Origin of the sequence: Neobacillus sp. YX16, assembly GCF_030123505.1 — a bacterium.
Classification (GTDB): Bacteria; Bacillota; Bacilli; order Bacillales; family Cytobacillaceae; genus Neobacillus.
The window spans coordinates 2,421,770-2,435,082 of record NZ_CP126115.1; the positions used below are offsets into that span (position 1 = coordinate 2,421,770).

The window sequence follows — 13,313 nt, forward strand, 5'->3', positions numbered from 1 at the left end:
AGGGTTCATGAAGCCCAAAAACTAGATTCTTAAGATAAAACGGTACTCATGAACGGTTCGTGAGCCCAGAAACTAAATTGAAAAAAGAAACGGATCGCATTAGATATAAGTGGGGTCAATAAAATTCGAGAGGGGACAGTTACTCATGACAAATTCATTAAAACCAATAAACCTATGGGGATTTATCGAAGAAAATAAGGAACAATTAAAGCCGCCGGTTAATAATAAAGTCATTTGGAAGGATTCGGAGCTAATGTTTATGATCCTTGGCGGACCAAACAAACGACGTGATTTTCACGTTGATCCATCGGAAGAGATTTTTTATCAATTAAAAGGTAATTGTTACGTTGAAATTATTAACGCAGAGGGTAAAAGAGAAGTGATTACAGTGAAAGAAGGAGAAGTATTCCATCTGCCTCCAAATGTACCTCATTCTCCGCATCGAGTGGCTGATACAATTGGAATTGTGATTGAACGTGACAGAGCAACAGGTGAATTAGAGGATTTTGTTTGGTTCTGTGATGAATGTGACCATGAGATGCATCGAGTTTCGGTCCAATTAACGAATATTGAAGTACAGGTAAAAGAGGCAATCAATGGTTTTAACAGTAATGTAGAGCTTCGTACTTGTAAGAATTGTGGTTATGTAATGCCGGAAGAAGCGAGTGAATGGAAATGCGAGTAGATTTTCATACACATATCATTCCAGAAAATTTCCCGGACTTTGCGGCAAAGTACCAAAATGATAAATGGCCAATCCTTCAGCCAACCTGTTCGTGTGGTGCTAATATTATGGTTGCAGGCAAGGTATTTCGTGAAGTGACAGACCAGGTTTGGAGTCCGGAGAAGCGGATTAGTGATATGGAAAAGGAAAATGTAGATATACAGGTTCTTTCGCCCATCCCAGTTACATTTTCTTACTGGGCACCAATTGAAGAAGCTGTAATCATGGCTAGATTACAGAATGATTTTATCGCAGAAACAGTTGCACAATATCCAACGAAGTTTATTGGTCTTGGGACTGTCCCGCTGCAAAATGTTGAATTTGCCATTCGTGAACTAGATCGTTGTGTTCATGAACTGGGTTTAAAGGGGATTGAAATTGGCACGAACATTAATGGGAAAAATTTAGATGATGAATCGTTAACAGACTTCTTTGCCATGTGTGAGAAGTGGAATGTTCCGATATTCGTTCATCCATGGGAAACACTTGGCAGTGATCGGTTCACCAAACATAACCTAATGTACACTGTCGGGATGCCAAGTGAAACTGCATTAGCGGCCGCAAGTTTAATCCTAGGTGGTGTTCTTGAAAAGTTTCCTGGATTAAAAATCTGTTTTTCTCATGGCGGCGGCTCACTGCCTTATATTCTTCCCCGCCTTGATCATGGGTGGAATGTCTGGCCGCACCTTCAGCTGACAGAGCAGCCTCCAAGTTTTTATGCCAAGAAATTTTTCTATGATTCTATCGTAAATAATCCAGTGAATATTAAATTCCTAGTTGAAAAATTTGGTGCAGAACAAGTCATCATGGGATCTGACTATCCATTCCTACTCAGAGAAACGCCTCCTGGGAAGATTATTGATGATACTCTATCCCTTACTGCTGATCAAAAAAGAGCAATGTTAGGTGAAAATGCACTAAGATTCTTAAATATTCCGGTTAATCAACTAATTTAGTAGGAAAAGAGATGAGTAGATGGTAGAAAAAGTGATGACGCCAGAAGAAAGATTACAGCAAATGGGCTTGGAACTTCCGCCCCTCCGCCCCGCATCTGGTAATTATGTAAGCTGTGTTCGGACAGGGAATCTAATTTTTACATCAGGTCAAGGTACAGATGAATACCGTGGGAAACTTGGTGAAGATGTATCGATAGAAGTAGGCTATCAAGCAGCAAGACAATGTATGCTTAATCTATTGGCAGTAGTCAAGAAAGAACTCGGCGACCTTAGCAAAGTGAAACGAATTGTCAAAATCCTTGGTATGGTCAACAGCTCGCCTGATTTTAAAGACCAACCTAAAGTAATGAATGGATCCTCCGATTTGTTGGTGGAAGTGTTTGGTGAAAAGGGAAGGCATGCGAGATCAGCTGTTGGGATGTCACAGCTGCCACACAATAACGCTGTCGAGGTTGAGATGATTGTAGAAGTTGAGGATGGTGGTATCGGTGAGTAAAGTCCTAGAAAAAGAACTTCAAATTAACGATGCAAAGTTGTTTATTAATGGAGAATATGTAAGCGCTATTTCTGGGGGAACATTTGACACGATTAATCCAGCAACGAATCAAAAGTTAGCTGAGGTCGCTAGTGCATGTGAACAAGATGTAGAAAGAGCGATACAAGTGGCAAAGCGTACCTATGATAGTGGTATTTGGAATAAAATGCAAGTAGAAGAAAGAGCAAAGATCCTGTGCCGAATGGCGGATCTTGTCTTGGAACGAGTCGAGGAGTTAGCGCTAATTGAAACATTAGATGTTGGGAAGCCCATTAGAGAAAGCAGAGATTTTGATATACCGCGCGCAGCATCAAACTTAAGATTCTTTGCTGAAATGGCAAAATACATTAATCACGAGCATTACGAACAATCCAAGCATATGAGCTATACTAAATACGCTCCAGCAGGTGTCACAAGCTTAATCATTCCGTGGAATTTACCATTCATGCAAATGACTTGGAAAGTTTCCGCTGCGTTAGCTGCTGGTAATACCGTGGTAGTTAAGCCAGCTTCATATACGCCACTTAGTGCGGTCATGTTAGGTGAAATTGCCAACGAAGCAGGACTACCGCCAGGCGTGTTGAATATACTAACAGGTCCGGGTGGAACAGTAGGAACGGCAATGACCACTCATCCATACGTTCGCAGGATTTCCTTTGTCGGGGAGAGCTCAACTGGTAAAACAGTTATGAGAAATGCAGCATCCCAGTTAATTCCTGTATCATTAGAATTAGGCGGAAAATCAGCCAATATCGTGTTTGAAGATGCTGACTTAGATGAAGCAGTAGCAGGTTCGATTGAAGCGATTTTTAGAAATCAAGGGGAAATCTGTTTAGCCGGTTCTAGATTATTAGTGCAAGAATCGGTTTATGATAAATTCCTCGAAAAATTTGTTAAAGCTGCAAAGAACATCAAAGTGGGCGATCCGCTAGATGAAACCACGGATATGGGTGCGCTAATTTCCAAAGGTCATCTAGAAACGGTTGATAACTATGTACAAATTGGAATTTCTGAAGGTGCGAAACTTGCTGTAGGCGGTAAGCGTGTGGCAGGATTGACAGAAGGAAACTTTTACGAACCAACCGTGCTCTATGATGTGAATAACAAAATGAGAGTCGCACAGGAAGAAATTTTTGGACCGGTATTAGTTGTCATTCCATTTAAAACGGAAGAGGAAGCTATTCAAATCGCCAACGATTCGATTTATGGATTGGCTGGTGTAGTCTGGTCGAATGATTTAAGGCGTGCACATCGTGTAGCATCTCAAATCGATTCAGGCTTATTCTGGATCAATTGCTGGTATTATCGTGATTTAAGAACGCCTTTTGGTGGTTCAAAGGCTAGCGGTATTGGCCGAGAAGGTGGACGTCATAGTTTTGAATTTTACACAGAGGCCAAAACGATTACAATGAAATTATAAGATTGAAAGTGAAAGGTGGCTGAATGGCCACTTTTTATCTATTATTATAGAAAAGGAAGGTGTAGGAAGAAATGGAAGTATTAGTCGAAGAAATTGCGAATGAATTAATCGATGCAGAAAGTCATCAATATTCGGTCGCCCCTCTGACGGAGCGCTATTCCGAGTTGACTGTAAGCGATGCCTACCAAATCCAACTCGAAGTAATCGGTAAAAAGCTAAAAGAAGGGCATGAAGTGATTGGGAAAAAGGTTGGGCTTACAAGTAAAGCAATGCAGCAAATGCTTGGCGTCGATGAGCCTGATTACGGCCACCTGTTAGATTATATGAAAATAGCCGATGAAGCAACGGTAAAAATAGCTGATTTTATCAGTCCGAAGGTTGAAGCGGAAATTGGTTTTATTCTGGAAAAAGACTTAGTTGGACCCAATGTAAATTATCTAGATGTGTTAATGGCTACCAAATATGTAGTACCAACCATCGAGATTATTGACAGCCGTATTTCTGATTGGAAAATCAAATTGGTTGATACGGTCGCAGATAATGGCTCGTCAGCGAGAGTAGTAGTTGGAAAAAAGCTGAGCACCATTGAAGGCTTGGATTTGCGAGCTCAAGGAATGGTCATTTATAAAAATAATGAGCTTGTGGCCACAGGATCTGGAACTGCCGCTCTAGGACATCCAGCGCAAGCAGTCGCATGGTTAGCCAATAAATTGCATGAATTTGGCATTACTCTTAAAGCAGGTGAGTTAATTCTTCCCGGAGCACTTTCTGGAGCCATTGCAGTAAAAGAAGGCGACACGATTTTCTCGGATTTTGGCCCATTAGGTACTGTATCTGTCACATTTAAGTAAGAGAGTTTTTTCTCGAATAAAAATATTAAAAGTGGAGGTTCCATTATGACACTGCTGCAAGGAACAGAACAAGAAATCGTAGACTACCTATTAGCTGCAGAAAAGGAAAAGCGGGAAGTCGAAAAGATTACCACTAGTTACCCAACTCTAACATTTGGGCAAGCCTATGAAATTCAACAAAAATTAATCAAGCAAAAAGAACATGAGGGTCTTCGCCGAATTGGAGTGAAACTCGGTTTAACAAGTAAGGCAAAACAGGAGATGATGGGTGTCCATGAAGCAATTTACGGCTATTTAATGGATGATATGCTGGCACCTGAATGGGAACCACTCCAATTTAGCAGTTTCATTCATCCCAAGGCAGAACCGGAAATTGCTTTCTTGATTAATGAAGATATCCAAGGAACTAGCGTTACAGCCGATGATATTTTAAAGGTGACGAAATATGTAGCACCAGCGATCGAGATTATTGATAGTCGTTATTTAGATTTCAAGTTTACACTCGTAGACGTCGTTGCTGATAACTGTTCTTCCTCAAAATTTATTGTAGGCAACAAATGGGTATCGCCGGATGCTTTAAACCTGAAAGAAATTGGTGTATATATGTCAAAGAATTCAGAGGTTGCAACAACTGGGAACAGTGCTGCTGTTTTAGGAGATCCGGCTGCTGCGGTTGCGTGGGCTGTAAACAAGCTTGGAGAAACTGGGCAGGGATTAAAGAAAGGCGATATCGTTCTTAGTGGCGCTATAACGGAAGCAATTAGCTTTCAACCAGGTGATACGATTTTGGCACAATTTGCGGACCTAGGGAGTGTTTCTTTTTCTAGCAAATAATCAAACTGCTACATAATTTATTTCAGTAGGTATGGAAGATTGGAGGGTATATATTTTGTTATCTTTAGAGAATGCACAACAACTGGACATAGAAGACAGCCTTAATAGATTTAGGGAAGAATTTTACTTGAAGCCGAATTCCATTTATATGGACGGGAATTCATTGGGGCTGCTTTCGAAAAGAGCAGAACGGACGCTCTTAGAGTCCTTAAATGATTGGAAAGAGCATGGAATTGACGGTTGGACAAATGGGAAACACCCTTGGTTTTTTTTATCGGAAAAACTAGGAGAGATGATCGCTCCGTTAGTAGGTGCTGCAGCTAATGAAGTGATTGTAACTGGGTCCACAACAGTCAACTTGCATCAGCTAGTTGCTACTTTTTATAAGCCTGAAGGGACACGGACTAAAATCTTGGCTGATGAACTAACATTTCCATCAGATATTTATGCACTTCAAAGTCAGCTTCGTATTCATGGATTTGATCCCGATACACATCTAATTCGTGTGAAAAGTCGGGATGGGCGCTTTTTAGAGGAAGAAGATATTATCGGAGCGATGACAGATGAAATTGCGCTTATCATTTTGCCAACAGTACTCTATCGAAGCGGCCAAATCTTGGATATGAAGCGCCTGACAGCTGAAGCGAACAAAAGAGGGATATTAATCGGTTTTGATGGATGCCATTCTATCGGAGCCATTCCACATTCGTTTAGTGAATGGGGCGTGGACTTTGCGTATTGGTGCAACTATAAACACTTAAATGGTGGTCCGGGAAGTGTTGGAGGTTTATATGTGAATTCTAAACATTTTGGCACTGCCCCTGGTCTTGCTGGCTGGTTTGGTTCGAAAAAAGAGAAACAATTCGACATGGAGCATTCTTTAACTCCAGCTGATTCAGCAGGAGCCTATCAAATCGGGACACCACATGTGTTGAGTCTTGCACCCTTACTTGGAGCTTTGGAGATTTTTGCAGAAGCAGGAATTGAAAATATCAGGGAAAAGTCATTGAAAATAAATCGGTTCTTGATGGATTTGTTGGACCAAGAGTTATCCGGTATGGGATTCAACATAGGTAACCCTCAAGACGCTGTGCGCCGTGGAGGTCATGTGAGCCTAGAGCATAAAGAAGCAGCACGGATTTGCAAGGCATTAAAAGAAAATGGTATTATTCCTGATTTCCGAGCACCTAATATTATTCGTCTAGCTCCAGTGGCTCTTTACACCTCATATTGTGAGGTATGGGAAGTAGTACAAATTCTAAAGAAAATTATGGAAGAGAGACAATATGAAAAATTCGCAAATGAACGAGAGGTCGTAGCATAAAATTACGAATAGTAGGAGGAACTATATGGGGAACAAAATTACTCATTTAAATAAAGGGAATGAATCCGGAAGTGGATTGAAGCGTGAATTAAAAACCAAGCAGTTAACAATGATTGCAATGGGATGTGCAATTGGTACGGGGTTATTCCTTGGAAGCGGCCTTGCCATTAGTACTGCTGGACCGGGAGTAATACTTAGTTATGCAATTGGCGCATTTATTGTATTACTATTAATGGGGTGCTTATCCGAAATGACGGTGGCTCACCCCACGTCAGGGTCCTTTGGAACCATTTCAGAAAAGTATGTCAGCCCGCTGGCTGGTTTTCTTGTCCGCTATTCCTATTGGATAGCAAACGTTCTTGCGGTTGGGGTAGAAGTAAGTGCCATTGCTGTCTATATGAAGTACTGGTTCCCTGATGTTCCCGGATTCGTCTGGATTTTGTTGTTTGCAGGTGTATTAATTTATGTAAATGCAACAAGCGTAAATACCTTTGCTACCTTCGAGTATTGGTTCTCCATGATCAAAATTAGTGCAATAGTTGGTTTCATTCTTTTAGGATCTTATGTTTTATTTGGCAATTCAGCTCAGCCGAATATGGGACCTGAGAATATTGTGAATGCCGGAGGTTTCTTACCGTTTGGATGGTGGGGGATGTGGGTGGCTATCTTTATTTCATTATTTAGCTTTTTAGGAACAGAAATGATAGCGGTTACAGCTGGAGAAGCAAAGGATCCTGACGTAGCCGTGCCAAAAGCTCTGAAAGCGACGGTATTCAGGTTATCAACATTCTATATTATTACTATTGGCATTATGCTAATGATTGTTCCTTGGAAATCAGCAGGTGTGGAAGAAAGTCCTTTTGTAAAGGTAATGGAGCTATTAAACATCCCTGGTGCTTCCGGGATTATGAATTTTATTATTTTAACTGCTGCTTTATCTGCTATGAACAGTCAACTTTATGCTTCTACCCGAATGATGTTTTCTTTGTCACAAGGAAATGATGCTCCTGCCTTTTTACGTACATTAAGTAAAAAAGGAGTTCCGATAAAGGCTCTTGGAGTTTCTACTTTAGGGATTTTCCTTGCAGCTGCAGTAAATGCATTATTACCAGGCTCCTCCTATGCGTTTATGATGGGGATTTCAATGTTCGGTGCTATTTTTACATGGTTTATGGTGTTTGTATCCCATTTATTTTTTAGAAGAAAGTGGGAGAAGTCAAATGGCCGTAAATTGCCTGTAAAAATGATTGGCTTTCCTTATTTAACGATCGCAGGAGCAGTACTACTCTTGAGTTTAATGATAACAACATGGTTTACAGATTTTAAGATTATGCTTCAATTTGGAATTCCGTGGTTACTGTTTTTAACGGCTGCCTATTTCTTTTTTAAAAAAGGATCCAACACTCAAAAACCAGGAAATGATACGAATGATATTTTAAATGAGAATATAAATTAACTTTACATTAGTACAACATAAGAACAGGGGAGAATTTTACATGAATACACCAGAAAAAAACATAAGCACCGGTTTGGAAAAAACGATTCAAACAGATTTCCAAAAAGAAATGTCGTATGGAGATTACCTGCATCTTGATAAGATTTTAGATAGTCAGCACCGGTTATCTGATCACCATGATGAAATGTTATTTATCATTATCCATCAAGCAAGTGAACTATGGATGAAATTAATTATTCATGAATTATCAGAAGCGATTAATTATATTCGCCAGAATGATTTAGAACCATCCTTTAAAATTCTGTCGCGTGTTTCAAGAATACAGCAGCAATTGATTCAATCATGGAGTGTTCTTTCTACTTTAACCCCATCAGAGTACCTAGAGTTTAGGGATAAGCTCGGCCAATCTTCCGGCTTCCAGTCCTATCAGAACCGGATGATTGAATTTGCATTAGGAAACAAAAATGCTCATACTCTAGCAGTCTATCAGCATCAAACAGAGCTGTATGTAAAAATGCAGGAGGCACTTCATAAACCAAGTATTTATGATGCAGCCATCCAAGCGCTTGTTGCTCGTGGAATTCCTGTTGATGAAGAGGTCTTAAATCGCGATTTGTCCAAAAACTATGAACCTAATGAAAGTGTTGAAGAAGCATGGCTGACAGTTTACCGTAATGTCGATCAATATTGGGATTTATACGAGCTGGCAGAGAAGTTAGTAGATATTGGGAATCAACAGCAATTATGGCGGTTCAATCACATGAGTACGGTAGAAAGAATCATTGGGCATAAGCAGGGTACAGGAGGATCATCTGGAGTGACCTATTTAAAAAGAGTTCTAGACCAGCACTTCTTCCCTGAACTTTGGAGTTTACGAACGAAGCTATAGAAATAAATCCACCATTTCTTTATGAATGGTGGATTTTTTATATTGGTCTTTATAACATAATTTAGTTTAATTTGGAAATTATAAGAAAATCTAGGCAGGAGGTGACAGAAGAACGATGTGGAAAAAATCTCGACAAAACCAGGGTGGGATTTTTGGAGAAACAAATTCTTACTACGACCTTTTAAATGAGGACGTTATGTATTAATTTATCCGATCGGTATCATCGTTTTGATTATTTCTGTCATTATCGCTCCAAGTTATATTGAGCACATTTATGAAGGGGTGAAATTAGTTCCATATATTTTACATATTCCTATGCAAATCGTCATTCCCACGATCGTATTAATCATTGCTTTAGTAAAACAAAAAGGAAATCAGCAAACGCGGATATGACGTTTGCTGATTTTTTACATATTGGTTTGACTTTGAAACAATAAGCGGGAGGAAAAAAATAAACAAAAGGAAAAATTCTTCCCATGTAAACTTTTGCATGATTTTTATGAAACCGTGTACGGTTTCTTTTATGCTAAGGCCTTGGAGCAATTCTATTAAGACAGTAAGGGCTGTTACGGTCGTAAATAAAAGAAGGAAAATGAGAAGTTGTTTCATTAAATCACCCTTTCATTTTTCTCTTATTATTTGTTACCATTGGTAACCTATCCATATTTCAAATTAACAAGTAATCAATAAATTACAATAGCAAAAAGCACTGTTCAGTGCTTTTATTCAATTTCTGCCTGAACATGCTTCTAATAAATGTATGACAATTGGTATAATTCATATATCCTTACTAATATTGATTTGCGAAATGAGGTAAAACTATGAGACCAAAAGTCATCGTTTATAAAAAAGTAGATGAAAAGGTATTAAAATTTATTGAAAACACGTGTGAAGTTACATATTTTGAGAAACTTGATTCGCAAAATTATCCACTGTTTCTTAAAGAATTGAAGGATGTACAAGGAATATTAGGTTCAGGAGTAAAGGTAGATAAAGAATTATTAGATCAAGCTCCACTTTTGAAAATAGTGTGCAATACTTCAGTTGGTTACGACAATCTGGATTTGACGGCTTTGGCAGACAGAGGAATTCTGGCAACGAATACACCAGATGTATTGAATGATACTGTAGCGGATACCATAATGGGATTAATACTTTCCACAGCTAGGAGAATGCCAGAACTAGATCATTGGGTAAAAACTGGTCAGTGGAAATCTGGCCTCGAAGAGAAATGGTTCGGTGTGGACGTCCATCATAAAGTTTTAGGGATTATCGGTATGGGGGGGATTGGTTCAGTTCTTGCGAAGAGGGCACATTTTGGATTTGATATGGAGATTCTATATCATAATCGTTCCCGAAACGAAGAAGCTGAACAAAAGTTTGGTGCTACATATTGTTCGCTGAAAGAATTGTTAAAGAAGTCTGATTTTGTATGTTTAATGACACCACTGACTCCTCAGACTGAAAAGTTAATGGGAACAAAAGAATTCAATCTCATGAAAAAGTCTTCAATCTTTATTAACGCTTCTAGAGGGAAAACCGTGGATGAAGAAGCATTGATTCATGCACTTCAAATTGGTCAAATACTGGGTGCTGGACTTGATGTATTTGTAGAGGAACCTGTAAATTTGGACAACCCGCTCCTGTCCATGAAAAATGTTGTTACATTGCCGCATATCGGCTCTGCAACATATGAAACTAGATTCAAAATGGCCATGTTAGCCGCAACAAACCTAGTCGTAGGGTTAAAGGGGGACACTCCTCCAACTTTAATTAAATGAAAGTAACAAAAAATACCTTGCCTATTTCATGGCGAGGTATTTTTAAACTTCTAAATTTCGGACATTGCTTGCATGTTTTCCTATAAATAAGGAGCATTTTTCCGCTATGAACTCCTTTTCAAAATCCATGGATGCAACATGATACGAATTTGTTAATGGAATCAATTCCTTTTCATCCGATTGGATGGTAGCCATTAGATATTTGCCGTTTTCAGGCGGGACGACGTGGTCCTCTTCGGATTGAAAAGCCAATACTGGACATGAAATGGTTGGAAGTTTATCACGTGTCTCGTCCATTAAAGAAAATAACTGATGAATGGAACGTACGGGTGCCTTTGGATAGGTAATTTCAATAACGCTTTTATCCTTTATATCAGGTTCTCCTTCATTGATATATCGGGGAATATGTCTATTATTGTACCTTTCCATTGGAGGAATTGATTTTATTGCAGCATTGATCAGCATAATTCCTTTAATGTTTCTGTGTTTATTTGTCAGATTTAGTGTTAATGTACCACCCATTGATTGACCAATCACAAAGATTTCTTGACAATGTTTTTGTAAAAAATAATATCCATCTTCTATACTTTGAATCCAATCTTGGTAGCTGCACTTTTCCATATCCTCATAATGTGTTCCATGTCCTCTCAATCTAACTCCGTAAACTGAGTATCCTTTAGATGCAAGGTATTCTCCCAGAAACCTTACGCTCTGTGGGGTTCCAACAAATCCGTGGCATATTAAAATTCCAATTTGATCTCCTTTAAAGAAAAAAGATTCAGCACCTGGTAATACTGGGTATTGTTCAACCATTCAAACTCTCCTTTCTTTTTTCTCTCTTTATGTAAAAGTAAAAAAATATAGGATTATAATTTATGAAGTTTCATTATATTCACAATATACCTATAAATCCGATGTGTCAAGTAGGGATTACGTTTTAAATCGAAATTTATAGAGGCCCTAGAATGCTTATCCCTCCTAAAGCAAACAATAATTCTAGGAATATGTCACAAGTGATTCTTACCTTGGAGGTAGTTTGAATGAGTCGACTAGACAGGCTCAAAATGGGGAAAGTGGAAACAAAACATTTCCAACAGTTTAATGAGTTATTACGATATGTGTTTCAAGTAACCAAAAAGGATTTACAAATGGTTGGGTGGGAGGAACGTGAAATAGCCTTAGCTAAAAAGCCAGTTTTGGATCAGGCGGATGTTTTAGGCTGGTTTGATGGTGAAAAACTGGTGTCACAACTAGCTGTTTACCCTTTTCAAGTAAACATTTTTGGAAAATCATTTGAAATGGGAGGGCTGACAGGCGTCGGCACCTATCCAGAATACGCCAATATGGGACTTATGTATAAGTTGATGAGTCAGGCACTTGCGGATATGCGGGAAAGAAAACAATCGATATCTTATTTGTTTCCCTATTCGATTCCCTATTATCGCCGTAGAGGATGGGAGATTGTTTCGGATAAGATGACTTTTGAAGTAAGAGATGTTCAATTACCAAAGATTAAGAAAGTTCCAGGATATGTGGAAAGATTGAATATAGAGCACCCAGACGTAAGGATTGTGTATAAACTCTTTTCGAGTGAAATGCATGTGGGTATGCTTCGAAATGACTTGGCCTGGGATGAATATTGGAGATGGGATGTTGATGAATTAACGGCAGCCGTTTATTATGACAAAACACACAAGCCTCAAGGGTATCTATTGTACTGGATCTCCGAGGATGTGCTTCATATTAAAGAAATGGTTTATATGAATCAAGAGGCAAGGATTGGACTATGGAATTTTATTGGTGCTCACTTTTCAATGGTATCCAAGGTTGTAGGGAACATTTTTATGAATGAACCATTATCCTTTTGGCTGGAGGATGGAGATATTAAAGAAACGATTTCTCCCTATTTTATGGCACGTATAGTTTGTGCTAAACAGTTTATTTCTCAATACCCTTTTAAAGCAACAGGTACGAATATTCAGTTAACGTTTATGCTTGAGGATCCAATGCTCGAGTGGAATCAAGGAACATTCACACTAAAAGTTAATGCAAATGGTCGAGGAGAATTAAATCAAAGTAACGATGTGCCAACATTCTCTCTCGACATACAGACACTGACGACTATGTTGCTCAGTTATAAGAGACCCTCTTACTTGGCTGCCATTTCGCGACTAAAGGGGAATACACAGGATGTTGAGATATTAGAGAATATGATTGAGAGGCAGACACCTTACTTTTCGGATTACTATTAATAATGGAGGGTGATAACTATTATGAAAGAAAAAAATGGAGAACCTCAATTTCAAAGTGGGAAAAATGTTGAAAAAACTGAAAAGGGGTTATATGGACTTGACCCAGAAATGAGTTTGTTATCGGTTAATTTTGCAACCACAGAAAATGCTTATTTGAATGAACATTACCAAGAGGACACGAAAGAAAATGAAAGGAATCAAGAGGAAGAGTAAATGGCTGAAAACGTTCAGCCATTTTTCAATATTATATGTTCCTACACCAGTTTGAAGGACAAGGTTCTTCGAGTTGTT

15 protein-coding genes are annotated in these 13,313 nt (G+C 38.9%); 13 read left to right on the forward strand and 2 right to left on the reverse strand.

Going from position 1 to position 13,313, the window contains the following annotated elements; translation table 11 throughout:
- The first annotated feature begins 145 nt into the window (after window positions 1-145).
- From QNH48_RS11540 to QNH48_RS11585, 10 genes are all read left to right on the forward strand, one after another.
- The gene (locus QNH48_RS11540) at window positions 146-685 is read left to right on the forward strand and encodes a 3-hydroxyanthranilate 3,4-dioxygenase (protein WP_095248654.1); all 540 of its coding nucleotides are present in this window, start codon (window positions 146-148) and stop codon (window positions 683-685) included.
- Complete coding sequence (locus QNH48_RS11545) at window positions 670-1,680, forward strand: amidohydrolase family protein (protein ID WP_283955017.1); 1,011 nt, start codon at window positions 670-672, stop codon at window positions 1,678-1,680. The genes QNH48_RS11540 and QNH48_RS11545 overlap by 16 nt, the downstream gene beginning before the upstream one ends.
- A gap of 19 nt (window positions 1,681-1,699) precedes the next feature.
- Window positions 1,700-2,176 (forward strand): RidA family protein, encoded by a 477-nt coding sequence (locus QNH48_RS11550; RefSeq protein ID WP_283955018.1) that lies wholly within the window; start codon window positions 1,700-1,702, stop codon window positions 2,174-2,176.
- On the forward strand, window positions 2,157-3,635 hold the full coding sequence (locus QNH48_RS11555; protein ID WP_283955019.1) for an aldehyde dehydrogenase: 1,479 nt from the start codon (window positions 2,157-2,159) through the stop codon (window positions 3,633-3,635). Before QNH48_RS11550 ends, QNH48_RS11555 begins: the two co-directional genes overlap by 20 nt.
- Window positions 3,636-3,706: 71 nt before the next feature.
- Window positions 3,707-4,486, forward strand: a complete 780-nt coding sequence (locus tag QNH48_RS11560; protein WP_283955020.1) for a 2-keto-4-pentenoate hydratase — start codon at window positions 3,707-3,709, stop codon at window positions 4,484-4,486.
- Window positions 4,487-4,531: 45 nt separating this feature from the next.
- The gene (locus tag QNH48_RS11565; protein ID WP_283955021.1) at window positions 4,532-5,320 is read left to right on the forward strand and encodes a 2-keto-4-pentenoate hydratase; all 789 of its coding nucleotides are present in this window, start codon (window positions 4,532-4,534) and stop codon (window positions 5,318-5,320) included.
- 55 nt (window positions 5,321-5,375) lie between these two features.
- Window positions 5,376-6,644 (forward strand): kynureninase, encoded by a 1,269-nt coding sequence (gene kynU, locus QNH48_RS11570; RefSeq protein ID WP_283955022.1) that lies wholly within the window; start codon window positions 5,376-5,378, stop codon window positions 6,642-6,644.
- A 25-nt stretch (window positions 6,645-6,669) separates the two neighbouring features.
- Window positions 6,670-8,100 (forward strand): amino acid permease, encoded by a 1,431-nt coding sequence (locus QNH48_RS11575; protein WP_283955023.1) that lies wholly within the window; start codon window positions 6,670-6,672, stop codon window positions 8,098-8,100.
- Window positions 8,101-8,140: 40 nt separating this feature from the next.
- Window positions 8,141-8,989: a tryptophan 2,3-dioxygenase gene (gene kynA, locus QNH48_RS11580; protein WP_283955024.1), complete on the forward strand. Its 849-nt coding sequence runs from the start codon at window positions 8,141-8,143 to the stop codon at window positions 8,987-8,989.
- A 228-nt stretch (window positions 8,990-9,217) separates the two neighbouring features.
- On the forward strand, window positions 9,218-9,382 hold the full coding sequence (locus QNH48_RS11585; protein ID WP_283955025.1) for a hypothetical protein: 165 nt from the start codon (window positions 9,218-9,220) through the stop codon (window positions 9,380-9,382).
- Here QNH48_RS11585 and QNH48_RS30555 read toward each other — a convergent pair.
- Window positions 9,344-9,598, reverse strand: coding sequence for a YczF family membrane protein (locus QNH48_RS30555; RefSeq protein WP_481858468.1), 255 nt, complete (start codon window positions 9,596-9,598; stop codon window positions 9,344-9,346). The genes QNH48_RS11585 and QNH48_RS30555 overlap by 39 nt on opposite strands.
- Window positions 9,599-9,810: 212 nt before the next feature.
- Here QNH48_RS30555 and QNH48_RS11590 point away from each other — a divergent pair, with 212 nt between their 5' ends.
- Window positions 9,811-10,770, forward strand: a complete 960-nt coding sequence (locus tag QNH48_RS11590) for a 2-hydroxyacid dehydrogenase (protein ID WP_283955026.1) — start codon at window positions 9,811-9,813, stop codon at window positions 10,768-10,770.
- A 42-nt stretch (window positions 10,771-10,812) separates the two neighbouring features.
- Here QNH48_RS11590 and QNH48_RS11595 read toward each other — a convergent pair whose 3' ends face one another.
- On the reverse strand, window positions 10,813-11,583 hold the full coding sequence (locus QNH48_RS11595) for an alpha/beta hydrolase (RefSeq protein ID WP_283955027.1): 771 nt from the start codon (window positions 11,581-11,583) through the stop codon (window positions 10,813-10,815).
- A 227-nt stretch (window positions 11,584-11,810) separates the two neighbouring features.
- Between QNH48_RS11595 and QNH48_RS11600 the strand changes: the two genes are divergently transcribed.
- On the forward strand, window positions 11,811-13,022 hold the full coding sequence (locus QNH48_RS11600; RefSeq protein WP_283955028.1) for a GNAT family N-acetyltransferase: 1,212 nt from the start codon (window positions 11,811-11,813) through the stop codon (window positions 13,020-13,022).
- A 21-nt stretch (window positions 13,023-13,043) separates the two neighbouring features.
- On the forward strand, window positions 13,044-13,235 hold the full coding sequence (locus QNH48_RS11605) for a hypothetical protein (protein ID WP_283955029.1): 192 nt from the start codon (window positions 13,044-13,046) through the stop codon (window positions 13,233-13,235).
- Window positions 13,236-13,313 lie beyond the last annotated feature (78 nt).

Coding starts and splice junctions, on each gene's coding strand:
- QNH48_RS11600 (WP_283955028.1), top strand. CDS start 11,811: ATGAGTCGACTAGACAGGCTCAAAATGGGGAAAGTGGAAACAAAACAT.
- QNH48_RS11555 (WP_283955019.1), top strand. CDS start 2,157: ATGGTGGTATCGGTGAGTAAAGTCCTAGAAAAAGAACTTCAAATTAAC.
- QNH48_RS30555 (WP_481858468.1), bottom strand. CDS start 9,598: ATGAAACAACTTCTCATTTTCCTTCTTTTATTTACGACCGTAACAGCC.
- kynA (WP_283955024.1), top strand. CDS start 8,141: ATGAATACACCAGAAAAAAACATAAGCACCGGTTTGGAAAAAACGATT.
- QNH48_RS11550 (WP_283955018.1), top strand. CDS start 1,700: ATGGTAGAAAAAGTGATGACGCCAGAAGAAAGATTACAGCAAATGGGC.
- QNH48_RS11575 (WP_283955023.1), top strand. CDS start 6,670: ATGGGGAACAAAATTACTCATTTAAATAAAGGGAATGAATCCGGAAGT.
- QNH48_RS11540 (WP_095248654.1), top strand. CDS start 146: ATGACAAATTCATTAAAACCAATAAACCTATGGGGATTTATCGAAGAA.
- QNH48_RS11590 (WP_283955026.1), top strand. CDS start 9,811: ATGAGACCAAAAGTCATCGTTTATAAAAAAGTAGATGAAAAGGTATTA.
- QNH48_RS11545 (WP_283955017.1), top strand. CDS start 670: ATGGAAATGCGAGTAGATTTTCATACACATATCATTCCAGAAAATTTC.
- QNH48_RS11565 (WP_283955021.1), top strand. CDS start 4,532: ATGACACTGCTGCAAGGAACAGAACAAGAAATCGTAGACTACCTATTA.
- QNH48_RS11560 (WP_283955020.1), top strand. CDS start 3,707: ATGGAAGTATTAGTCGAAGAAATTGCGAATGAATTAATCGATGCAGAA.
- QNH48_RS11605 (WP_283955029.1), top strand. CDS start 13,044: ATGAAAGAAAAAAATGGAGAACCTCAATTTCAAAGTGGGAAAAATGTT.
- QNH48_RS11595 (WP_283955027.1), bottom strand. CDS start 11,583: ATGGTTGAACAATACCCAGTATTACCAGGTGCTGAATCTTTTTTCTTT.